Here is a 19,806-nt window from a genome sequence, read left to right as displayed (position 1 = left end):
TGGGCGCCTATGCAGTTGGTTCGTTTCGCGCCTGTCTGGTTGCGCGGACCAGCACCTCGATGCTGGCGATCAGGTCGGGGTAGTCGTCCTCGGCGACCCGATGTAGCCGCGCGGCGGCCTCGATCTCCAAGGCGCTGATCCCGTCGTAGAGCGGCGCGTGCATGCCCGTGATCCACTGCGGCCGGCACTGCCGAAACACCATCAGCGCCTGCCAGTTCTCCTCGAGCACGTCCACCTGCTCGGTGGCATCTTCAGTAGCGCCGCCATCGCGCAGGAAATCCATCGCACTGACGGCCGGTTCCGGATCTTCGTCTTCCCGGTCGCGACCGCCAGTGCGTGGACCCTTCCCAATCAGCGCCCGCGCGACGGCTTCGAGTTTTTTACGCGGGCGTCGCCGTACTGCTCGAAATACGCGCCGAGGATGCCGGCCTGCAGGAACGTGGACCAGGCGCCGTCGTAGACCTCCGCGAGTGCGGGTTCGCCGTTGATCGGGCTGCCGTCCTCGTTACCCAGGCCGTCGACGCTGACCAGGATCAGTCGGAGGTAGTCGCCATCGGAGGTGTCCTGCTGGGTCAGCTCGCTGATTCGATCCTTCGAGAGGATCTTGACCTTGCAGGTGATCGTGCCTTCGTTGAAGGCGTTGGGGTTGTCGGTCGGCAGCCGCAGCTTCACCGGGAGGGCGACCGTGTCGGTCTTCGTGAGTCGGAGCATCGTGCGAATCCTTTGGGAAGGTGGTTTGAAGCCCGCATTGCTGCGGGACATCGCCACTTTGCCCGCGCGCGCGAAGCTGTCGGGAATAGCGCGCGCTAATGCAAAAGCCCCGCATGTGCGGGGCTTTTGAGCTGGGTCAAACTGCTGTTGTTTACGGCGTGCTGTCGCCGAACTCGATGTAGAACTCGTCGCCGCCAGCGTTGCTCGCCACGCACGGGCCGGTCAGCTCCCACCCGTAGTCGCCGTCGATCTCGGTCTCGTTGATCGTGTCGATCTGGCCACGAATGCCCAGCTCGCTGTACAGGTTGTTGGAGGGCGTCAGGCGCATCGAGACCCGCAGCAGCGCGGCGGCGTCGCGCAGCGCCCACGGGTTGAAGTCGCTGAGCGCGGTCTTGGCGATGCGCAGCGTCCACGTCGGAGCGCGGTCGGTGATGCCTGTTTCCTTGTGGCTGGTGTACTCCTTAGGCGTGATGGTGTTCGCGAAGTCGATGGCCAGGGACTTCGCCCAGCACACCAGCGGCGCGCCGTTGGGCAGGACGATGATGCGGGTGACAGTGTTGTCGGCCCGACAGACAGTCGGAATCGTGGCGGGCAACGCGATCGTCGGCAGCGCGTCCTCGCTGATCGTGTCGTAATCGCCCTGGACACGGATGTTGCCCTTGAAGCGGTCGCCGACAGCGAGGGTCAGGCTGCTCACGTTGTGCCGTGCGGCCGCGACCTGCTTGAGCGTGCCGGCATGCCACCACTTCGCGTCCGAGAGCGGAATGTTGGTCGTGATCGGGTTGTACCGCGTAGTCTTGGCCGTCGCGTCCTTGACGACGGTCATCCCCGCCGGCAGTAGCAGCACGCTACAGTCGGCGTCGCTGGTTGCGGCGCCGCCCGGGGATGCCGGCGGATACAGCTCGAACTCGCCCTCAATGAAGGCGCGCTTCGCGCCGACAGCGAAGGGCTGCCCAGTGAAGTACGGTCGGTCGATCGGGCGCTCGACCTTGTCGAACTCCGTTCCGGAGGTGCCATTGAACAGCAGCACGCCGTTGGCTGCTGCAGTCGGTACGACTGGCGTGTTGGCGGCGGTGCGCAGAGCGAGCGCCAGGCCGCGCCGCTTGAAGGGTTCCAGACTCGGCTGAGCCATGAGGCTTACTCCTTGGACTTGGTCTTGCGGCCGGCAGACGCCGGCGGGTTGGGTTCTTCGATGGGTGGCACCGCTTCGTCAGGACCAGCCGTGCGCAGGTCGGTGTGCGCGTACACGGGGGCGGCGCGCTGCTCGATCAATTCCGGCGCCTGCGCGGATTCATCGATCAGCTCGCCGTTGACGACGCGCCAGGCGCCGCCGTGGGTGGGGGTGTGCTTCATGGCTGCACTTGCTTGCTCAGACGGTAATTGGTGCCGAACACCTGCTGGCTGACCAGCCAGCCTGCGGCGTAGCTCTCATCGCGCCCGGCCTGGAACCAGAGCGCGTCGTATTGGTCGCCAGGCGCCCAGCCAAACAGCGCCTGGCGCACCTGCGGGATCACCTCCAGATCCATCTGATCGCGCGCGCTTTCGCCAGTGCCTGCCATGCCGAAGTTGCGGACGAACAGCACGACACGCAACGTCACGTCGCACTGCTGGATCGCGACAGGGCCGGTGTACTTGATCGCGCGCCCCAGCTCTGCAGCCGTGATGTATGCCGCGGTCGGCCTGGTCGGCGTCTGTGCGAGCGCGGTTGCGAGGTCCGCAGCACCACCAACGATCTGCAACAAGGGAGCGGCCGCACGCAGGTGCGCGATTGCCTGGCTGACCGGGAAAGGACCCACCGTCATGGCAGAAAGTCCCGGCCGAATACCTTGTGACCTGGATTGATCAGCACGTCACCAAGCGCGCCGCTGCCGGTCGTCGGATCGTCCAGGCCGAGACTGAACTTGCCGGCCGCGATCTGCTCGAGGAAGCGCAGGGCGTCGCGGTAGTCCCGCGCGATCGGGTCGGTGCGCTCGTCGGAGATCCGGTCGCCGTGCAGCGTGTACCGGGTGATCGCGCGCGACCAGGTCGCCAGCATCGGGTGCACCTTGGCCAGCGGCAGCGTGTAGCGCCTGCCGAGATAGCCATTGATCAGACTGTCGGCCTGTGCGATCGCAGACACGATCCGAGCGGCCGCTGCATCCGCCTGCGCGATCGCATCGGCGGAATAGCTCGAGCGATCGCCCGCACGCAGCGTCAGCGCCATCAGATCCGCCGTCACCGGCGCCCGCTGGTCGTCGCTGGCGACCTGTGCCAGTTCCACGGCGCCGGGGATCTCGGCTAGCTGCGCGAGGGTGACGTAGCTCATGGCTTACTTGCCGACCTTCTTCTCGGCGGCGGCCTTCTCGGCGGCGGCCTTCTCGGCGGCGGCCTTCTCGGCGGCGGCCTTCTCGGCGGCGGCCTTCTCGGCGGCGGCCTTCTCGGCGGCGGCCTTCTCGGCGGCCTCGCGCGTACCGCGCTCGTCCTTGGCATCGGCTGCCGGAGCGACATGCAACTCCGGGTCTGCGGCGATCGCGGCGATCTGGCCTTCGGACAGATCGGATACGGCCAGCGTGACGCCGGCGCGGGTGAAGTGCATGCCGGCGCGCCAGCGACCCTGCTCTGACTTCGCTTTGATGGTGATCTTGTTGACCATGTGCAGCTCCTGGGAATTGGGTGCGGGGTGTCCGCCCGCTGCAGCCGAGCATTTCCGCCCGGCCTCTGCCGATCACGGCGGCAGGGATTGCCGCCCTGAGCGCCCATCAGCGCTGCTCCTGCGTTCGACCTACGTCGACCAGGTGGCAGGTTTCCAGGTGCGCACGCAGGCAATTGCGCCGCCTCCCTGAACTCTGGTGCGGCCATGCCGCGACGAACATGGGGCCGAAGCCCCTGCCTGGCTCACAGGCGGATCAGATCACCCAGGGCGAGTCCAGCGGCTCGACAATTCCCTTCATGATGTTGTCGGTGCCGTTGATCTGGTTTGCGGTCAGGATCGCGGCGGCCTTGAACTTCAGGCTCGGCCGCACGACAAGCAGATCCGGGACCAGGCCAAGCGGACGGCCGTGATCACCCGCGCGCTCGGTGAATGCCGTGTACGCCGCCTGCAGGTTCTCCGCCGTCAATTCCTTGTTGCTGGCGTAGGCCATCTGCCAGAAACCGAAGCCCACGTTCCGCCGCGCGTCCACGCCGTAGCGGAACGCCTTGCGGCTGAAGACCGCTTCGTCCGTCTCGGTGTCCATAGAGACGAAGTTGGGATCCTTGCGGTTCTGGAAGATCAGCGGCTTGAGCGCGCGCTTGGTGGAAAGCAGGTACCAGTAGGAGCCGCTGCCACCGGAGTCGACGTTGCTCTGGGTGACGGTTTTGCCGGTGCCATCCACCACCGGATGATCGGTGTCGAAAAAGTTCTGACCGTCGTAGCAGGCGGTGCTGATACCGGCCTTGAGCAAGCCGAAGGAAAGCTCGTCCGGTTGCGCGGCGACCGACTCGCCCATGTTCTGCATCATCGGCGTATAGATGCCGACGTTGTCGTCTTCGATGTCGTCCCGGTCCACGCCCACGGTCAGCTCGAACGGCTTGTTCTTGATGGTGTAGCCGTGGGTGGCCAGGCCATGCACCACGCGATCGCCGATCCACTCGCGCATACCGGGGATCTTGCCGAGCCAGCCGTACTCGTTGGACTTGGTCGTGGAGGGCACGACGGTGGCGATGCGCTCGTACTGCGTCGGGGCCTGGCCCAAGCCCTGCTTGAAGGCCGCGTTGAACGCAACGAAAAGGGTGTTCAGAGTGCCACGGGTGACTTGCATTGATGTGTGTCCTGTCGGATGCGGGATTCGGATGGAGGCGGAATCAGCCGACCAGGACCCAGACGCCGGCGGCGTCCACGTCGATGATCTTGCCGGCGGCCTTGCGAGCGCCGCTGTTGTCGGTCTTCGCCACGGTCGAGTCGTCGGCGATGTACGCGGTGTTGGCGATGTCCACGATCGAGATCGCGTCGCCGCCGGCGCTGTTGTCGAAGCGCCAGGCCAGGCCGCGCTTGGCCCTGACCGTTGCGGCGCCGTCGCCGGTGACGGTCTCCTGCGCCACAGCGATCGCAGGGCCAGAGCCTGCGGTGCCGCTCGGCACGGCTTTGCCAGTGGCGGTAAGCAGCGACACCTGGGTGCCGGCATAGATGGTGGTGCCGGTATTTACCAGCAGCGCCAGGTCAATGGCGTCACGCCGCGGGGTCTGGCGGCCTTGGGTTGCTGCAGTCATGCAGGGATTCCTCGATGTGTGTCAGGGATGGCGCCGACTACGGTCAGGCGGTCGCCGGCTTGGCCGCGGCGTAGTCCTTCGGTGCGATGCCCGTCATCGAGCACACCGCCAGTTCGCCCGCCGTCAGGCCGTGCTCGTCCTTGGTCCCGGCCGGCGGCTGGCCGCGGGTCTGGGTGCCGGCGAGCGCCGCGATCGGGGCGGCCTTGTCCAGATAGGCGGACAGCGCGGCGAGATCCTTCTTGCCGAGGTCGCTGGCCCAGTCCTTCATCGACGGCAGGATGCGGCCATCGGCCAAGCCGGCCTCGACCAGGGCGTCGACCTTTTCCGCGGTGCGCTCGGCCGACAGCGCGGCGAGCTGGGTGCGGACATCTTCCAGCGCGGCGACCGGCACATACTTGGCCGGGTCCGGCGTGGCGGCGGCGGCCTTGGTCTTGAGCGCGCTGCAGGCGGCCAACGCGGCGTCCGGCGCGGCGGCGCCCAGTTCAGTGGTGAGCTTGTCGAGCGTGTCGAGCTTGGGCTTGAGCGTACTGCAGGCGGCGATGGCCTGGTCTTCGGTGGTCGACTCGGGCAGGCCCAGGGCGGCCAGCAGTGCGGCGAGCAGATTCATGGTGTCTTTCTCTTGGTGGTGGGCGAACGTGGCCGCGGCGCGGGCGGCGAGGCTGGACATGCCGTCGATAGCGGGGTTGTTGGTGATCGCAGCCATCTCGATCGCCAGCACTTCCCCGGTGGCTTCGTCGTAGTACAGAACAGGGGAGACGTAGCGGTACTCGCCTGAGCGGATGAGATCGGCAGCGCGGGCCGTCAGCTCGACGTTTGCCCATAGGCCCGACCCCTCGCGCCAACTCAGGCTGTTCATCCAACCGGCGGCCGGCGCGGGCTGCCCGTTCTCCTCGGTGCGCAGGGTCTGGTGTTCGTAGTCGAGCACCGCGGGGTTCTGCCGCGCGGCGAAGTTGGCGATCACGCGGCTGGCCACGGCCTGGTCGATGTACCAGTGCGGCACCTTCATCTCGCGGCCATCCCGCGGCTTGAAGGCCCCGGCAGGGGTGAGCTGGATCTCGATGGTCCGCGCGTCCTCGGCGGGCGCCGGCAGCGTGAAGCTGCAGGCGGCGAGCGCGATGGCGTGGCTCATTGCGGAGGAGCGGGTGGACTTCGACATGCCGCCCAGCTTCCAGGCGACACCCTCCGCGCTGGGACTAGCCCTTGCTAATGCTGCGTCGGGCGCCCGCGGCGTCTGCGGCCGGGGTGGCGCAAACCATAGCACCGAGGCGGCCGATTGCGGGTCCCGTGCGAACCGGCGGCCTCGGCGCCGGACCGAAGGGCGTTAGAGAGCCGTTTAAATCGCTGCACACGCCCCGAGCGGGGGGAGGGAGGCACCACCGCCGCGCTCAGGGGCGCGCACAGCGCTTCAGGCGCCGTTTCCGGGCGGGTCCAGATTGCCGGGGGCGGCGTCCAGTTCGAGCCAGGCGATGGCGAGGGTGGTGATGCTGGCGTCGTCCTCAGCCGAGACGCCGAGGAACGGGCGCGCCGGCAGGCCCGGATGATGCACCCGCTTTACGAAGGCAGGCCCCTCCCTGCCCGACTTGTCCGTGCGCGTCTGCATCCCCGGCCAGAACAGCGCCTTGCCCGGCTTGGCGACTATCTCGTAGGGGCCGGTGCCTTCCTGGTGCCAGCGTGCCTGCTTGGCATCTGCGCGGATCTCGACCCAGTCCGGCCCGCTGGCCGGGTGGATGCCGTCGCGCATGCGGCCGGTTTCCTTCAGCGGCGTGCGCCCACTGCCGTCAGCCAGTTCCTGCCAGGCGACGCCATCCGGCCCAATGCCGGTGTCAAAGCGCCCCTGTGTCGATTCCGTCAGCGTCTCGCCAATGTCAGCCATCAGGCCGCTCAGGTCGCTAGCGCGGCTCAGCAGCCGAGCGAACCAGCGCTCGGCCTGGTCGGTGCTGACATCCAGGATCAGCGGCTTATCGGCCATGCTAAGCTCCGGCCACGGGCTGGGGTCCAGCCGCCCCCGGCGTCGCGGCTTCGCCGCAATCCTCCCACAGGGTGGGCCAGCACCCTTGGCCCTGCAGGGAGCGCCGCAGAGCGTGTTGGCGCGTCTGTGTGCAAAGGCCCCTCACTCCGGCCGTCCCCACACCAGCAGTCCCTGGCGCGATCGCACCTGCGGCCGAGCGCCCCGGAAGAAGTCGAACGATCCCCACGCGCCGCCCGGCAGCACTTCGGCGATCGTCGTCAGCGCGTAGCGCTTGCCCTCATCCTCGATCTCAACGCGCTTGACGTAGTACCGCCGCAGGCTGACCTGGCCGGCATCGTTGCGCGCCCAGTTGGCCCAGATCTCGTAGGGGTTCTCGATCGTCTCGGCGAGCAGCGGCAGGTACTTCTCACGTCCGTCCAGGCGGGCTGGCTTCTCCAGCCAGTGCTCCACGACCTGGTCTGTGAGCATAACTTCGGCGCCGGACGGATCGCGTAGCGTGCGCGTCTGGCCATACAGATCCTGCCAAAGCTGGCGCACCTGCTGCGGGTCACGCACGCCGCGCTCGAGCGGCGCCGCGCGTGCAGTGTCCAGCGGCAACTGGGCGGGTCGACCATAGTCGGCCGCTGTGCGGCCCGGCAGCTCGCTCCACTTCGCCGCGGCGTCTTTGGCCAGCACGGCGTCAGCGATGTGCTCGCCGCTGGCAGCGTGACCGACGTTGTAGGCCCACTCCGGCGGTGGATCTCCGGGGATCGGCGGCGGCGCTTGGTCCGGCTCCTTGCCTGTGGCGCGCAGCTTTGCCTCGGACACGCCGATGACGCTGCAGCGGCAGCCCCAGCCGTTGGGCGGATAGTGCTCGCGCCACCAGGCGTCGTCTGTCGCAAGCACCAGGCCATCCCAGTGCATGTGCTGCTCGCGCGGGTTGCGCACCGAGTTGTGCTTGTACTTCAGGTAGGGGAATCGCTTGAGGGTCTCCCAGCGGCCAGCCTGGTACGCCGTGCGCAGGTTGGTGTGGTAGATGGTGGCCGTGCGCCAGGCTTCGCCGCCGGGCGTACCTTCGCCCGCCCACCCCGACCATCCGTTGCGCTGAACAATGTCCCGGAAACGCGCACGAAAGTCCTGCAGCGTCTCGCCCTTGCTGATCGCGGCATCGACGGCCTGGCGCAGGTCGGTCAACAACGCGTCGCGCGTAGCCCCTGCAACGACGAAAGCGCGAGCGTGCTGGCCCTGCCACAAATCGTCCCAGCGCCGGGTGGGCAGGTTCACCTTCTGCCTGAAGTAGCTCTCCGCCTCCGGCATGCTCCCGAAGTTGCCGCGGATCTCAGACACGGCTGTCTTCCAGAGCGTCGAGCATGCCGGCGGCGCCGGCGATCGCTAGCGCGTGCTGCATCACCTGGCCGAAACGGCGCGCGTCCATGTCCGGCAGCAACTGCAGCAGCCCATCGCGCACGTCCTCCAGGCCCTGCGCGCGATCGACCAGGTCGCGGATGCGGTCGACCCATTCGCCGATGATCGGGTCAGCCTCCTCGGCCAACAGCCGTGCCAACTGATCCTCGCGATCGCGCGGCACGACAGGCTGCGCAGCCGCTGCCGTGCGCAGGTGCAGGCTGGCGGCGGCGCGTCCCGGCGCAGCAGGGGCGACCGGGGCCGGCTGGACAGCATCGACCAGCACGTCCTGGTCGTTCGCCTCGGCTTCCGGGATGCCCAGCTCGGTGTGCACCCAGCTCCGCTTGATCCGCATGCCGAGCCGCACCAGCGCCGGCAAGGCAGTCGCATAGGTGCCGATATCCTTGATCTCGGCAACATCCAGCACGAAGCGAGGGCAGCGCCGGTAGTCGCCGCTCGCCACCAGCCCGTTGAGCACCGCCAGCGGATACACCAGGTCGCGGGAGATCGTGCGGCCGAGCTGCGCGGCGTCGGAGTCCTTCAACTCCTTACGCACCTCGTTGTGGACATTGCCCAGGGCATTCGTGCTGGTCTTGCCGTCAGCTTGGCTGGTGAGCGTGCCGCCCAGGATCGCCTTCGACTGGCTGCGTTCGCACCAGTCGATCATTGCCATGAACGCGTCCGGATCGCCGTCAGCAATCGTGGGGAAGTCCAGCACCATGCCATCGGGAATGATGCCGGCGGCGTTGTGCCCGATCTGCATCAGGGCGCGCAGCAGCGTCAGTTTCTCCTTCTCGCTGGCGCCGGGCGGGTACTTGCCCACCCGCAGTGGGATGCCGTAGATCTCGAGGAACTCGGCCAGGTCGGCGACGCTGTAGTTCTTGAACAGGTAGGGCCAGACCAGCACACGGAACAACGCGGCGCGCTCCAGATATCCGCTCTTGGCCTTGTGGACGTGCGTGATCCAGCCGAACGGCTGCAGCACCTCGCCATCGCCGGTGCCGGTGCGAAGGCGGATCTCCTGCCGATAGCCGCGCTGTAGCTGGAACCAGGACTGCGGCCGGAACTCGATCGACGCCGGCATCCATTCACTGCCCGAGCGATCCCACTCGATCTCCTGGCACGCGAAGCCCTTGCCGACCGCATCCGTGGTGTCGAACAGGATGCCGTCGATGTCTTCCACCGCCAGCAGCATCTCCTGCAGGGTTGCCGCGGCGGCCTTCTCCGCGGCGGTGGCATTGCGCGGCGGCTCGATCTTCCAGGCCAGGCCGGACACGGCCCGGCGACGTTTGCCCATCTCCGCGAATATGTGAGCATCGCGCTCTTCCATGTCCTCGAACAGCTCGTACTGGCGGATCACGTCGCCCTGTTCGGCCGCCTGCAGGATGCTAGCCAGGCGCGAGGGGGTCAGCCCGCGCGACGGGTGCCCCTGGAACTCGCGCTGCAGCGAACCCAGGCGTGCCGTCTGGGGTTCGGCCAGGTCGCCGGTTCGGATGGGCTGCCCATCGGGACCCAGGATGCGGGAGGGAGTCACCATGCTTCGGGTTCCGGAATAGAGAGATCGTCGTCGTCGTAGGAGACGGTGTCATAGCCGCGCGCGGACACCGGCATCGCCGTCCAGGCGATCTCGGCGCCGGGGTTGCGGCTTGCGTAGTACATGAGGGCAATGGCAATGCCGGCGTCGCCGTGGCGCTGTCCGCCATCCCTGCCAACGCTGCGCTCTGGCACGCGCGCCACGCCCTTGATCACCTTGATGGCACGTAGGTCGCCCAGCACGTCTTTGTCGCGCGGCACGGCGATCGTGTCGTCCTCGAACGCCTTCTTGACCGGCGGCATGTTGTCGCGGTACCAGCCCTCGGTGGCCATCACCAGCGCCACCCGGCTGAAGCCGAACTCTTGAGCCAGGAACTCGGACACCGCGTTGCCGTTGCCGCGGGCATCGACTGCCGCTTTGACGAAGCGCGGCAGTCGCTTGATCACGAACTTGCCGATCTGCTCCTGCTGTCGGTGCGGCATGTTGCGCAGTTCGAGGATGAACGGGATGCGCCGGCGCAGGTTCTGCTCGATCTGCGCTGGCACCAGTACGGTCAGATCCCCCGTGCGGCCGAAATCCTGACCCAGCACGCTCTGCAGATCCGGAACGAGGGCATCCAGTAGTGGAGCCACCTCGGCGTCCAGCCACTCTTGGATGACCTCGGCGCGATGCGCGTCCGGCAGTTCCTCGAAGCCTTTCGGGCAGGTGTAGCGCAGCACAGGTGCGCCATACATGCGCGCTTCGACCAGTGCCGTGCTCAGCCAGGCGCCGCTGCCCTGCGACGGCACCACATCCAGTTCTTCCTCGGCTGCAGCGCCATAGAAGGCATACACGTCCGCGATCCATTTGGCCTGGGCATCGGCATCCCACGGCACGCCTTTGCGCATGCAGACCCGTCCGAACAGCCCCTGGTCAACGGCTTCCTTGAAGGTGATGCGGTGGACGCTCCCTTTGCGTCCGCCCGAGCGGATTTCGTTGACAAGCTCGTTGAACGGGTTCTGGTCGCCGTCGTGCGTGCTGATCACGCGGACCTTGCCGCCCCAGATCAGCAGCGCGAGGGCGGCCTTCAGCAGTTCGTCAAGGGCGCCATGGAATGCCGCCTCATCGATCACCACCACGCCCTGTTTGCCGCGTAGGTTCGCCGGGCGCGAGGACAGTGCCACGATGCGGAATCCGCTGGCGAAGCGGATCGTGTAGGTCTTGATCGACTTCTCGTCGTCGCCGTCCTTGAAAACCTCTTCGCCTTCCTCGACCTCAGAGGCGGCCTGGTTGAACACGCGCGCCCACATGGCACAGGCTTCGATGTACTCGATCGCCATGTCCATGTTGTAGCCGATGTAGTACACGTTCATCCCGCCGGCCTTGCGGGACTTCGATGCGATCAGAACGTTGTCGGACGCCTCGGCCCATGTCAGGCCGACACGGCGGCTCTTCTCGGCAACCTTCAGGTCGCTATCGTCGGCAACCCAGTCGCGCTGGTACTGCAGCAGGACGGCCGCGATCGCGTCGTTGACTTCGTTCGCAAGCGACGCTGGCAGTTCCGCGTCCAGATCCCCTGGCGCCTTCTCCACTGCCTCAGCGAGCGGCTTGCGGGAGGGCAAGTCAGCAGACGCCTGCTTCCGGCCTCTCTTCGGCGGTGCCAGTACCATCAGCCGATCCCCAGGATCTTCTTGCGCAGATCCGCGGCGGTCTCCTCGGAGAGGCCGCCAGTCTTGACGACCTTGTCCAAGTTCGCGGCCTGCTCGCGCAGCAACTGCTCACGCGCCTCGGCGGCGATCGCGCGGCGAACGTTGACGCCGACGCGCTGGGTGTCGATCGCATCCTTCGCTGCGCGGGCCAGCTTGCGGATCTCGTCCACGCTGACCTCTTCCTGGCTCTGCATCTTCAACGCCGCGTCCGTCGCCAGCGTCGTCACGGCCTGCGCCAGCAGCGCACCGGACTTTTCCCCGATTCCATCGCCTAGCTCGCCGACCAGCGCCTGCGCGGCCTGGTCGATTTCGCGCATGCGTGCGGTCAGCTCGGAGAAGCCGCGCTCGTAGCGGTGCAGCGCCGAGCGCGAGACCTCCGCGGCCGGTGTGCCAGGGAATGCGGCTTGCAGCTCGGCGATCATCTCGTCCAGCGTCAGTCGCCCCTCGCGCAGCAGGCGCTCAACGTGCGCCTTCTGCTCAGGTGGGAGCCGGGTGATGCTCGACTTCGCGCGACGCCGTGCCATCTGATTACTTCGGGCTGGGGCGGCTGACGCCGGGCACAACCGCCATACCGCGCGCCACGTCCATGCCGCGATTGGTCAGCTCCGCGACCTGCACGCCCGGCACGGTCTCGATCAGGCGCAGCAGCGCCTGGTCTTTGAGCCAGGACAGATCGGTCAGGACATCGTCGCGGCTGCTGGCCACCGCAAGGTAGTCCAGCCCAGCATGCAGGATGCTGGAGTTCGCGCGGTAGCCGACTTGCTCCGACAGCAGCCGCAGCAGCACCAGCCGCCGGTCTTCCCGCAGGCGCTCGGCGAAAGTTTTCTGGGTCATCGATCGTTCTCCAACAGGTGTTCTTGGACCGTTTGCATGACGCGGTTGGTGGCTTGCACTTGGCCCTCGATCGAGGACAGGCGTTCGTAGATCTGGCGGGTCTCGGCGTGGGTCAGGTTGGCCTGCTGGTAGATCTCCAGCCGAGCGACTCGCTCGGCCAGGCCGGAGTGCCGCCACCACATGACCATGCCGAGCAGTAGGTTGCCGGCGGCCAGCACTGCGACCACGACCAGCAGCGGAATCACGAAGTCGCTCATCTGCGCTCTACCTCCGAGGCGCACCGCACGCAGCGCCGGGTGTGCGGCAGCGCGAGCTGCCGCGCTTCGGGGACCTCGTCGCCGCACTCCAGGCAGTGCATCAGCACGGCGCGACCGAAGACCCTGGCGCGCTCGAGCGCGTGCCGTTGGTCACGCTCACGACGCTCAGCGTCGAATAGCTCCCACGCGCGCGCTTCGTCATCGCTCGCCTTGTCAGCCGCGTCGTGCACTGGGGTGCTCCCGACCGAGGGCCAGATCGTTGATGTCCGACGCGCAGCCTTCGTAGGCGCGCGCCTGGCCACGCAACGCTGCCGCGCGATCGCCGCTCAGCTTCTTGGCCTGTTCGTGGCACAACTGGGCGCGGGATTCGTAGTCATTTCGCAGGCGGATCAACTCGGCCTCCGTTGCCCCGGGCTTTCGCTTCACCGTTGCACCCCTTCGGATCCAGGTCGGCCCGCTCCAGCGCCTTGCAGTACCACGCCCACGCGGTCGCTTCCCACTCGTCGACCGCTTGTGTCAGTCGGTACTGCTTGCTTTGGCAGTCGTGATACTGCGCCGTGACCAGGTCGTGGTTGCCCAGCAGCGTCCCCCACAGATCGTCCGGCGGCAGCGGCAGGTCCGGGCACTGCTGGCGCAGGCTTGGCTGGATCGTCGGCGGCGGCGGGCTTGGCGGTGGGCCGGGCGTTACTCTCGCGCCAGTGGCGCAAGACGTCATCCCCAGCGCGACCGTCACGCAGATCAGGGCGGCGACGCAGTAGTTCGTCCAGGCTCGCGCGGACGGCTGCCGCCTGCTTGCGGTTGATTTCATTGTCGATCTCTCTCTCTTTCGCGATGTCGTTGAGGCGCGCGATGGCTTGGCGGTAATTGACGGCGTCGTCTGCGCTCATCTGGCGTAGTTGCTTGACCTCGATCCGCATCTGACGGATGTACGTCGTCAGCTCGGCGCGATCCTTGATCGCGTGTTGTCCCTCCGCCCAGCGATTGCCCGCCCACATGCCACCGATCAACGCGACCACAAGCACCACTACGAGGAGCCAGCCCAGTACCGGCAGCAGGCCGGCCAGTGGGCTGCCGGTGCTAGCGCGCTTGAGGTCTTCGAGCTTCAGGCGCATGCCGCCACTCCCGGCCAGCCGGCGGCGAGATATGCAGGCTCAAGCTGCAGCAAGATGCGCTGCGGGTAGTGCACGTTCTCCTTGTGCGCCCACGTTGCGCGCGCTCGATACGGCTCCACAGCACGCCAGTCGTTCGCATTTGCGCCCGCCCTCGCTGCCAGCGTCCGCTCGCGGTTGAGCATGGTCTCGCCGCCGTTGTACGCGCGTAGGACGAACGCCCAGCGGCTGCACTCGGACGGCGGGCGCCCTCCATACACGGCCACGCGGTCGAGCAGCCAGCGGTCGTAAAGTGCCGCGGCCAGGATCGCCTGCTGTGCGTTCCAGGGGTCGAAGTTTGCCAGGTCCTTCGGGTAGACCGTGGCGATCCAGCGGGCCGTCACTGGCATAAATTGCGCGATGCCCTGTGCGCCGACCGGCGAGCGCGCATTGGCTCGGAAGCCCGACTCTTGGTGGAGCTGAGCGGCCAGACGGGCGCTGGAGCCTTCGACACCCCAAGCTCGCGCAACGGCCTGCTCGACGCGGTGCCGGTACAGCGCGGAAGCCGGCGACACGCGAATTGCTGACTTCGCTTGCCCCGGCGTAGCGGCGAGTGCCGGGTTGCTGAGCATCGCGGCTGCCAACGCAATCAAGGCAAACAGCGACAAGGCAACTAGAGCAGTTGCCTCGCGCCAGTCGCCATGATGGCGGGTCCAGAACGCCCTCCAGCGCTTCATCCGATCAGCCCCGCAGCGAGCATCGCGCAGCCCAGCAAAGTCACCCGGCGCGTCTGTGCCATGGACTTCTCGATACCCTCCAGGTTGCGCGGGTCAGCACCTCGGAATACCGTCAGATCGACCCCGAAGCCAATGGTGGCTGCCATCGTGATCTTGCTCGCGGCCCAGATGTAGCTGGCCAGAAGCACGGGGTTGATTGCAGCAACGATGACGAGCAGCAGCAGGCTGACGATCAGCCAGAGCCAGATGTAGCCGATGCGGTCGAGCAGCGAGCTGATCGACGCGACGGCGCGGACGAACGGATTGGGCGACATACGCGCTCCTGGCATGTGGCGCCGGCACCGAGATCGTCGGTGCCGGCGTATCCGGGGCGGTTCTGCGTGCTGGCCCACCATGGGCCGGCACTCCCCCCGGTGCGCACACATTGCGCGCGCGCGCCGATCGAGGTGGACTAACCCTTGCTAATGGCGCAAAAAGAAAGCCCCGAGCACTGGCGGGGCTGCTGGCAAAGCGAGCGGCGGCGAGCCGACTATGAGTCGCCGAAGTTGAAGCGTCCTTGCACCTTCGACACGTACAGCTCTTTCTGCTCTCGGCAGATTCGATAGATGTGGATGTCGGTCAGGCCGTACTCGGCAGCAAGTTGCTGGATGTTGCCGCGGCGTGCGCGGTGATAGATCTCCGCATCCCGTAGTGCTTTCCGCAGTCGATCGCCTCGGGGAAGATACAGCATGCGGCCGCCGGCGTACTCGGCCTGGGCAAGCACGCCAGCCGTTGCGAGCTTTGCGGACTGGGCATCGCCCAAACCCAGTCGCCGGTACGTCGCCTCCAGTACGGCCACCATGGCTGCCAGCATTGGCGCCCAGCGATCCTCTGGCACGTCGACGTTGCCTCGCTCGATCAGCTCGATCGCTGCCAGGCCGGTCGGCGTACCCCACATGTCGGGCTGGTCGCTCATTGGTTGCTCCCGTACTTCTCGCGCGCCTTCACGCGCTCTGCGTCGGCCTGTACTTGGTCGAACTGTTCCATTTCCTGCATGCGCGCGATCCACGCGAGCTGCCGCTCCAGCGGCGTCTCCTGCGGCGGGGCAGTGACTGCCGTGCCGACCTGCAGGTGCTGACCAGCACGCGCACCAGCCTCGCGCTGGCGTTCCTGCGCGGCATCGGCCTTATCGGCGAGGCCGAAGACGACAGCGCGAAGATAGCCATGGGATTCCAACGGCAGGCTCAGCGATGCCCGCTGCGCCAGCATCTGCTCAATCCCTAGAGTCCACAGGCCAGCGGAAGCGGGGCGTCGCACGCCCGCGCGCTCGTCCCTGCAAACACTTCCGGTGGCGACCAGGTCCGCGACTTCCGCAGCGATCTTTGCGGCCCGGGACAGACGTAGGGCGGTCTTCGGCGGCTTGAACAAACCGAGATAGGCGATGGTGGCGCGTCCCAGTTCTGCCGGCATGCCCGCAACCGTCATGGCCAGCCGCTTGCCATCATCTTCAGCGAAGAAGGTGCCGATATGCGCTTGAGCGCCGCATTCTGGACAGGTGGCACGCATTAACTGTGACCCCCTATCATCTGGGTCTTAAAGGCATCGGGGGCGACATGGGATCTTGCGTGATTGACTGGAATGCGACAGCGGCATGGGTGCAGGCGTTCGGCTCCATTGGGGCCATCTTTGCTGCGGTTTACATTGGAAAGCGACAGCATCGCCAGGCCATTGAGCTTGTGGAGCGCGAGCGAGAGCGAGTCGAAGCCGAACGGCGCCGAAAGGCCGAGTCCACTGAGCGTAGTGTTCGCAAGCTGTTCGAGAACGTGCTTCTGACCTTGTACTCCGTCGAGCACACGGCGCTGCTCCCGGGCGCCGAAGGGTTGAACGACCAACTTACCGCGTGCGCTTACCACGTGACCCAGTGTGAGAAAGGCATAACCCTCGTGTATGCGTCCATCGGCGCCACCCCTGCCGGTGCGTTGATGCTCCAGGAAATTGGCGGGGTTTTGCGCCACCTTGCCGTATACATGGGCGGAACGGCGAATGATCGAACTCCCGAAGAAGTCGCGAGACGCGCAGGGGACGACTACGAAAGAATTTCTGGCGCGTTGGAAAACTATATCCAGAGCCTTTAGCCACCACCAAGGCGCTGCGTTCGACGCTTGCATCTTCACCCGCGTCGCCCCTCGAGCAGCAGAGGGCGACGCGGGTCACTTGCCGGCTCCGGCTTCAGCCTGACGTGGCTCGCGGGTACTGTCTCGAAGCGAACGCGAACCGGCTCATTGACCACGTACCGCTGGTAATTATCCGGGTCGTGATCGACATCAACAGCTCCCGCGAGCAAGCTGACAACCTTCATGCCGTCAGCCGCCGGCATGAGCGGGTGCTGGTAGCCGATCGACACTATGCACATTGGGCCGTTCTTCGGTTTTGCAGCCATCACTTTCTCCTGTTGGCGTCGATCTGCAGCGCCGCCAGAAGCCGGTGCAGTTGCTCGTCGGTCAGAAACTCGAGGCGATCTACACCGAACATCTGATTCGCGGTGGCGTGTGCGTAGTCCCAGGGCCGCTTAGCATCTGCCAGTAGCGCCTCGACTTTGCGCAACATCGGTACCTTGTCGGTGTTCTTGGGCCGACCTGGCCATGCGCTAGCTGTGTTACCTGTCCATCCCTGCCGTGCCATTTCGGCTAGCACCTGGTCGCGCTGCTGCGGCGTCATGGCGGCCGAAGATTGGCAGCCAGTGATGCGTACCAGCAGAGCGCGGTATGTGTCCTCATCTAGGCCCAGGTGCTTCTGGGCCATCTTGATCTTCGCGATCTGCACGCGACGGTTGGGATCTGCGGCGCGACTCACTGTCAATGGCCTCCGCCGTCGATCAGATCGAAGCGCCATTCATCAATCGCGACGGACTCTCGAACCCGCGTGCCTCCAGGACCGGCGCGCAACTGGCGGTGCGCCTTCGCGGCTAGTTCCTGAGCCGCACTCATAGCCGCGGCGCGGGGGATGGGCGCGCCCAGGTTCGCCGACGGAAGCAGCCAACAAAGCAGCGTGTTGATCTGCAGCGCGGTGCCAGCGTCAGTGATTGCCATGTGCCGACTCCTCGAAGTGGATCAGCGCCGGGTTGTCGATGTGGCGCTTGAGGTGCCACGGCCAGATGTCGCCTCGGGCTTCGATGTACCTGAGCGCTCGCTGGACCTGGGCCAGGTCCCGCTCGGCGTCCGGTCCCGGCTCCACGATCTGCGCCGAGTCGTAGTACACGACGCCGTCGATCCAATGCTGGCGGGCGTAAAGCTCCACCTCAGCACGGACGGTGTCATCGGCGATCGCCTGGGCGAGATCAGCGATGTCGACGGTGGAGTTGCTGCGGGTTTGTTTCGTGCTGTCGAGTTCCTGGTTCATGTCAGTCTCCGTTGTGTTGGTCAGCCACCAGGCCGGCGCAGGTAGCAACGCACCTGCCAAAGCCCTTTTTTCTTGCGCAGCCAGCAGTCATAGCCAGCGGCGTCCTGCTCGTAGAAGTAGGCATGCGCGTCCTTCAGGTCCGCGAAGCTCTTCACCACGTCGGCGGTTTCCTTCCTGAAGAAAATCGAGTCCACCAGCACCACGACGATCACCAGCGCCATCAGTACAAGCGGCATTGCGGTCCACAGATCCATTGCGGTGAAACTCCCCATGTCAGGCTCCCGCGATGTCGAGAGCGATTGGCCGGTACTGTCCATCCGCGTCGCGCTCGTAGACGCGGACGTAGCTCTTCGAGCCGACGACTTGCACGGCTTCGGCGATCGCGCACATGGCTTGCTGCCAACGCGGATCGTCGATCGCAAGCCGCCGCAGTGAGAGCACTTGTCCGGTGCGGATATTGCCGGCCTGGTCGACCCGGAATGCGTCGTTGATCAATGCGCGCAGTTCGCTGCGCGCCCCCTCGGTCCACTCAGTCAGACAAGCGTCGATGAGGGACTTGGCCGCTTGAAGCCGCTCGTCAAAAGCGATGCTTTCCTGGATGGCGCGCAGGACTTTGTAGCGCCCGTCAATGCTCAGAAGCTGCACGTTGCCTTTCTTCCCGCCCAGGCGCACTCGGTACTGCTCGGCACTGAGCTGAATGAATGCTTCGATGTCGCCGAACGTGCCGGCTTTGAACTCGGCGATCGCGCGGTTGAGGGATTTGGCCTTCTGGACGATCTCGCGGACGAGTTCGTCGCGCGCCAGGTCGATCGGCTTGACGTGCGCCAGTGGGATGAGGCGGCCCTGCGCGTCTTGCACGTAACCTTCGGGAATGGCTGTCATATCTCGGTCTCTCTGTTGAAGGCCGCGCGTTTGCCGCCGCGTCGACCGGAGGCGCTCAGGCGGGAGGGAGGGCTTTGCACGCGCCGCGCACGGCACCCGCGGCAGCGACCAGATGCGCGAGCAGGTCATGCGTGAGCTTTCCACGGCAGGCATCTTCTAGAGCTTCCTGCAGGTCATCGGCGATGCAATCCAGGCGAGCGCGTAGCGCGAAGGTGTCGCGCGGCTGGGGCGGTGCTGGGGCCGTGACTGCCGGTGCTCGAACTTCATCCGAGGACGCACGCGCCGGCGCCGGTGCCGCACCTGTCGCTGGGATATCGGCAGTAGCGTTGCCAGGCCGGACCAAGCTGTACAAGCGGTTCGCGGGACTTCCTTCCGCCGTGATGACGCCCTCCTTGCTCAGCGCGCTGAGGGTGTTCCATCGTTGCGGTTTGCTCAGGTCGGGCGTCTCTTCGCGTATCTGGGCCGCGGTGGCCATGCCACCGGCTTCATCCAGCACTGCCAGGATCTTCTCCCTCGGTGTCTCCGCTGCCATGTCTACCTCGTGCGTCGATCGGGTCACCTGCACGCCGTGCAGGCCGAAGCCCAGGGGTTGGAATGGATGGTTCATGCGATGACCACCGAGGGCGGATTGCGGGCTTCGTTGACTTCCCATTCCAGGAGCACGCCCTGGAACGGCGCGACCATCACGTGTCGCCTGGTCAGCGCCGTGCTTTCGCGCCGGCGCATTGCGCCCTGGATCCACGCATCGCGCGGCGGGTCGATGACCACAACCGGCCGGTTGTCGTCCAAGCGGATCTGACGCGGCTGCACCTTGCGCTCGGAAAGCGCGTACACCGCAGCCATCGCGGCCTTCAAATGCTCATTGAAGCGCGCGCAAACCGGATCAAGCCTGTGCATGACGTTGCTCCTGCAGTGCGTTGATGAGCCGCTGAGCAGTGCGATAGCTGACCGCGCGCAGCGCCTGGTCGATCAGGTCGCCGTACTTGGCCGCGACGCCAGCGGATGCCAACGCGTCCGCGTGCTCGTCGGTGACGTAGCGGGTGGGCAGGCCACGGTGCTTGAGCAGCCGCTGGATCTCCCGGCGCTGCCGCAGCGTGGACATGGGGACAGTGGTAGCG

At 66.3% G+C, this 19,806-nt stretch carries 34 protein-coding genes; 1 reads left to right on the top strand and 33 read right to left on the bottom strand.

The features are described 5' to 3' along the window. Positions 1 to 7: 7 nt before the first annotated feature. The 24 genes from NUG21_RS00605 to NUG21_RS00490 all read right to left on the bottom strand — a co-directional run bounded on the left by NUG21_RS00605 (position 8) and on the right by NUG21_RS00490 (position 15,973). Positions 8 to 283 carry a DUF1799 domain-containing protein gene (locus NUG21_RS00605; RefSeq protein ID WP_019796788.1) on the bottom strand — a complete coding sequence of 92 codons (276 nt, stop codon included), beginning with the start codon at positions 281 to 283 and terminating at the stop codon, positions 8 to 10. Positions 284 to 351: 68 nt separating this feature from the next. Then, a complete protein-coding gene (locus NUG21_RS00600; protein WP_263391996.1) occupies positions 352 to 711 on the bottom strand; it encodes a hypothetical protein in 360 nt (119 codons plus the stop codon). 151 nt (positions 712 to 862) lie between these two features. Continuing rightward, positions 863 to 1,843 (bottom strand): phage tail tube protein, encoded by a 981-nt coding sequence (locus tag NUG21_RS00595; RefSeq protein ID WP_263391995.1) that lies wholly within the window; start codon positions 1,841 to 1,843, stop codon positions 863 to 865. Positions 1,844 to 1,848: 5 nt separating this feature from the next. Beyond that, complete coding sequence (locus NUG21_RS00590; RefSeq protein ID WP_263391994.1) at positions 1,849 to 2,064, bottom strand: hypothetical protein; 216 nt, start codon at positions 2,062 to 2,064, stop codon at positions 1,849 to 1,851. Continuing rightward, the gene (locus NUG21_RS00585) at positions 2,061 to 2,513 is read right to left on the bottom strand and encodes a phage tail terminator protein (protein ID WP_263391993.1); all 453 of its coding nucleotides are present in this window, start codon (positions 2,511 to 2,513) and stop codon (positions 2,061 to 2,063) included. The genes NUG21_RS00590 and NUG21_RS00585 overlap by 4 nt, the downstream gene beginning before the upstream one ends. Next, positions 2,510 to 3,016 (bottom strand): gp436 family protein, encoded by a 507-nt coding sequence (locus tag NUG21_RS00580; protein WP_019797793.1) that lies wholly within the window; start codon positions 3,014 to 3,016, stop codon positions 2,510 to 2,512. Before NUG21_RS00580 ends, NUG21_RS00585 begins: the two co-directional genes overlap by 4 nt. Positions 3,017 to 3,019: 3 nt before the next feature. Further along, positions 3,020 to 3,343, bottom strand: a complete 324-nt coding sequence (locus tag NUG21_RS00575; protein ID WP_263391992.1) for an HI1506-related protein — start codon at positions 3,341 to 3,343, stop codon at positions 3,020 to 3,022. A gap of 253 nt (positions 3,344 to 3,596) precedes the next feature. Then, positions 3,597 to 4,490 carry a Mu-like prophage major head subunit gpT family protein gene (locus NUG21_RS00570; protein WP_263391991.1) on the bottom strand — a complete coding sequence of 298 codons (894 nt, stop codon included), beginning with the start codon at positions 4,488 to 4,490 and terminating at the stop codon, positions 3,597 to 3,599. Between the two features lie 43 nt (positions 4,491 to 4,533). Beyond that, positions 4,534 to 4,938, bottom strand: a complete 405-nt coding sequence (locus NUG21_RS00565) for a hypothetical protein (protein WP_263391990.1) — start codon at positions 4,936 to 4,938, stop codon at positions 4,534 to 4,536. A gap of 43 nt (positions 4,939 to 4,981) precedes the next feature. Further along, entirely contained in the window at positions 4,982 to 6,094 is a 1,113-nt protein-coding gene (locus NUG21_RS00560) for a phage protease (protein WP_263391989.1), read from the bottom strand. A gap of 249 nt (positions 6,095 to 6,343) precedes the next feature. Next, positions 6,344 to 6,907, bottom strand: coding sequence for a phage virion morphogenesis protein (locus NUG21_RS00555; RefSeq protein ID WP_019795888.1), 564 nt, complete (start codon positions 6,905 to 6,907; stop codon positions 6,344 to 6,346). A 141-nt stretch (positions 6,908 to 7,048) separates the two neighbouring features. Beyond that, positions 7,049 to 8,233: a PBECR2 nuclease fold domain-containing protein gene (locus tag NUG21_RS00550; protein WP_019795887.1), complete on the bottom strand. Its 1,185-nt coding sequence runs from the start codon at positions 8,231 to 8,233 to the stop codon at positions 7,049 to 7,051. After that, on the bottom strand, positions 8,226 to 9,827 hold the full coding sequence (locus NUG21_RS00545) for a DUF935 domain-containing protein (RefSeq protein ID WP_263391988.1): 1,602 nt from the start codon (positions 9,825 to 9,827) through the stop codon (positions 8,226 to 8,228). Before NUG21_RS00545 ends, NUG21_RS00550 begins: the two co-directional genes overlap by 8 nt. After that, complete coding sequence (locus tag NUG21_RS00540; protein ID WP_263391987.1) at positions 9,821 to 11,425, bottom strand: hypothetical protein; 1,605 nt, start codon at positions 11,423 to 11,425, stop codon at positions 9,821 to 9,823. Before NUG21_RS00540 ends, NUG21_RS00545 begins: the two co-directional genes overlap by 7 nt. Positions 11,426 to 11,472: 47 nt before the next feature. Beyond that, positions 11,473 to 12,036: a phage protein Gp27 family protein gene (locus NUG21_RS00535; protein ID WP_019796457.1), complete on the bottom strand. Its 564-nt coding sequence runs from the start codon at positions 12,034 to 12,036 to the stop codon at positions 11,473 to 11,475. A gap of 4 nt (positions 12,037 to 12,040) precedes the next feature. Beyond that, positions 12,041 to 12,346 (bottom strand): VpaChn25_0724 family phage protein, encoded by a 306-nt coding sequence (locus tag NUG21_RS00530; RefSeq protein ID WP_019796458.1) that lies wholly within the window; start codon positions 12,344 to 12,346, stop codon positions 12,041 to 12,043. Then, a complete protein-coding gene (locus NUG21_RS00525; RefSeq protein ID WP_019796459.1) occupies positions 12,343 to 12,603 on the bottom strand; it encodes a hypothetical protein in 261 nt (86 codons plus the stop codon). The genes NUG21_RS00530 and NUG21_RS00525 overlap by 4 nt, the downstream gene beginning before the upstream one ends. Then, positions 12,600 to 12,704: a TraR/DksA C4-type zinc finger protein gene (locus NUG21_RS00520; RefSeq protein ID WP_263393139.1), complete on the bottom strand. Its 105-nt coding sequence runs from the start codon at positions 12,702 to 12,704 to the stop codon at positions 12,600 to 12,602. The genes NUG21_RS00525 and NUG21_RS00520 overlap by 4 nt, the downstream gene beginning before the upstream one ends. Before the next feature lie 112 nt (positions 12,705 to 12,816). Continuing rightward, positions 12,817 to 13,029, bottom strand: a complete 213-nt coding sequence (locus tag NUG21_RS00515) for a hypothetical protein (RefSeq protein WP_019796461.1) — start codon at positions 13,027 to 13,029, stop codon at positions 12,817 to 12,819. Continuing rightward, positions 13,026 to 13,715: a hypothetical protein gene (locus tag NUG21_RS00510; RefSeq protein WP_263391986.1), complete on the bottom strand. Its 690-nt coding sequence runs from the start codon at positions 13,713 to 13,715 to the stop codon at positions 13,026 to 13,028. The genes NUG21_RS00515 and NUG21_RS00510 overlap by 4 nt, the downstream gene beginning before the upstream one ends. Next, positions 13,706 to 14,428 carry a transglycosylase SLT domain-containing protein gene (locus NUG21_RS00505; RefSeq protein ID WP_019796463.1) on the bottom strand — a complete coding sequence of 241 codons (723 nt, stop codon included), beginning with the start codon at positions 14,426 to 14,428 and terminating at the stop codon, positions 13,706 to 13,708. The genes NUG21_RS00510 and NUG21_RS00505 overlap by 10 nt, the downstream gene beginning before the upstream one ends. After that, the gene (locus NUG21_RS00500; protein ID WP_263391985.1) at positions 14,425 to 14,742 is read right to left on the bottom strand and encodes a putative holin; all 318 of its coding nucleotides are present in this window, start codon (positions 14,740 to 14,742) and stop codon (positions 14,425 to 14,427) included. The genes NUG21_RS00505 and NUG21_RS00500 overlap by 4 nt, the downstream gene beginning before the upstream one ends. A gap of 215 nt (positions 14,743 to 14,957) precedes the next feature. Further along, positions 14,958 to 15,383, bottom strand: coding sequence for a Mor transcription activator family protein (locus NUG21_RS00495; protein WP_263391984.1), 426 nt, complete (start codon positions 15,381 to 15,383; stop codon positions 14,958 to 14,960). Next, positions 15,380 to 15,973, bottom strand: coding sequence for an HI_1489 N-terminal domain-containing protein (locus tag NUG21_RS00490; protein WP_263391983.1), 594 nt, complete (start codon positions 15,971 to 15,973; stop codon positions 15,380 to 15,382). The genes NUG21_RS00495 and NUG21_RS00490 overlap by 4 nt, the downstream gene beginning before the upstream one ends. A 5-nt stretch (positions 15,974 to 15,978) precedes the next feature. Between NUG21_RS00490 and NUG21_RS00485 the strand changes: the two genes are divergently transcribed. Next, the gene (locus tag NUG21_RS00485) at positions 15,979 to 16,542 is read left to right on the top strand and encodes a hypothetical protein (RefSeq protein WP_263391982.1); all 564 of its coding nucleotides are present in this window, start codon (positions 15,979 to 15,981) and stop codon (positions 16,540 to 16,542) included. 35 nt (positions 16,543 to 16,577) lie between these two features. Here NUG21_RS00485 and NUG21_RS00480 read toward each other — a convergent pair whose 3' ends face one another. Genes NUG21_RS00480 through NUG21_RS00440 form a run of 9 tightly spaced genes read right to left on the bottom strand, consistent with a single transcriptional unit; the run spans position 16,578 to position 19,790 of the window. Continuing rightward, entirely contained in the window at positions 16,578 to 16,847 is a 270-nt protein-coding gene (locus NUG21_RS00480; RefSeq protein WP_263391981.1) for a hypothetical protein, read from the bottom strand. After that, positions 16,847 to 17,230 (bottom strand): gp16 family protein, encoded by a 384-nt coding sequence (locus NUG21_RS00475; RefSeq protein WP_019795984.1) that lies wholly within the window; start codon positions 17,228 to 17,230, stop codon positions 16,847 to 16,849. The genes NUG21_RS00480 and NUG21_RS00475 overlap by 1 nt, the downstream gene beginning before the upstream one ends. Positions 17,231 to 17,262: 32 nt before the next feature. Continuing rightward, complete coding sequence (locus tag NUG21_RS00470) at positions 17,263 to 17,496, bottom strand: hypothetical protein (RefSeq protein ID WP_263391980.1); 234 nt, start codon at positions 17,494 to 17,496, stop codon at positions 17,263 to 17,265. Further along, entirely contained in the window at positions 17,483 to 17,806 is a 324-nt protein-coding gene (locus tag NUG21_RS00465; RefSeq protein WP_019795986.1) for a hypothetical protein, read from the bottom strand. Before NUG21_RS00465 ends, NUG21_RS00470 begins: the two co-directional genes overlap by 14 nt. A 20-nt stretch (positions 17,807 to 17,826) precedes the next feature. Beyond that, the gene (locus NUG21_RS00460) at positions 17,827 to 18,078 is read right to left on the bottom strand and encodes a hypothetical protein (protein ID WP_263391979.1); all 252 of its coding nucleotides are present in this window, start codon (positions 18,076 to 18,078) and stop codon (positions 17,827 to 17,829) included. A 1-nt stretch (position 18,079) separates the two neighbouring features. Beyond that, on the bottom strand, positions 18,080 to 18,688 hold the full coding sequence (locus NUG21_RS00455; RefSeq protein ID WP_019795988.1) for a DUF3164 family protein: 609 nt from the start codon (positions 18,686 to 18,688) through the stop codon (positions 18,080 to 18,082). A gap of 55 nt (positions 18,689 to 18,743) precedes the next feature. Further along, positions 18,744 to 19,295, bottom strand: coding sequence for a helix-turn-helix transcriptional regulator (locus NUG21_RS00450; protein ID WP_263391978.1), 552 nt, complete (start codon positions 19,293 to 19,295; stop codon positions 18,744 to 18,746). Next, complete coding sequence (locus NUG21_RS00445) at positions 19,292 to 19,585, bottom strand: Kil protein family (RefSeq protein ID WP_263391977.1); 294 nt, start codon at positions 19,583 to 19,585, stop codon at positions 19,292 to 19,294. Before NUG21_RS00445 ends, NUG21_RS00450 begins: the two co-directional genes overlap by 4 nt. Beyond that, positions 19,572 to 19,790 (bottom strand): hypothetical protein, encoded by a 219-nt coding sequence (locus tag NUG21_RS00440; protein WP_019795991.1) that lies wholly within the window; start codon positions 19,788 to 19,790, stop codon positions 19,572 to 19,574. Before NUG21_RS00440 ends, NUG21_RS00445 begins: the two co-directional genes overlap by 14 nt. Positions 19,791 to 19,806 lie beyond the last annotated feature (16 nt).

It is taken from the genome of Xanthomonas sp. CFBP 8445 (genome assembly GCF_025666235.1).
Taxonomy (GTDB): domain Bacteria; phylum Pseudomonadota; class Gammaproteobacteria; order Xanthomonadales; family Xanthomonadaceae; genus Xanthomonas_A; species Xanthomonas_A indica.
This window is presented reverse-complemented; position numbering and strand designations above follow the sequence as displayed.